The organism is Sphingomonas sp. CCH5-D11 (assembly GCF_001557395.1).
Classification (GTDB): domain Bacteria; phylum Pseudomonadota; class Alphaproteobacteria; order Sphingomonadales; family Sphingomonadaceae; genus Sphingomonas.
The window spans coordinates 1-457 of record NZ_LSKH01000205.1 but is presented as its reverse complement, the minus strand read 5'-3'; the positions used below and the strand labels follow the sequence as shown (position 1 = coordinate 457).

The following is a 457-nucleotide window of genomic DNA, read 5'->3' as shown; positions in this document are numbered from 1 at the left end:
CCCGCCGAGGCCGGCTACCGCCCGACCGATCCGCAAGTCGCGTTCCATCTCGCCCGCTTCATCGAGCAGGTCCGTGCGATCCCGGCCGACCCGGTCATCGTCCGTCAGAACTGGCTCAGGGCTTACGACTTCACGACCGATCGCGGCGCGCTCGCGCTCAATGAGTATGCACGCGCCAACGACCCGTTCGCCAATGTCGGGCGGGTACAGGTCGCGGTCGAAGTTTCGAGTGTCATCCGCGCCTCACCCGACAGCTTCCGCGTCGCCTGGGTCGAGCGCCGCTATCAGGACGGCAGCCTTGCCGCCACCGAACGATGGTCCGCGATTCTTACCATCGTCGTCCAGCCGCCGCGCACCCCCGACGCCCTGCGCAAGAATCCGCTCGGCGTCTTCGTCAATGCCCTCAACTGGTCGAAGGAGCTGTCGCAATGACCGGCATACCCATCCGACGCGCGGC

The 457-nt window shown here is 67.0% G+C and carries 1 protein-coding gene; it reads left to right on the top strand.

What is annotated here, in order from left to right:
* Positions 1–432, top strand: a 432-nt coding sequence (gene trbF, locus AX702_RS12510) for a conjugal transfer protein TrbF (RefSeq protein ID WP_269450391.1), incomplete at its 5' end; no start/stop codon positions are given.
* Positions 433–457 lie beyond the last annotated feature (25 nt).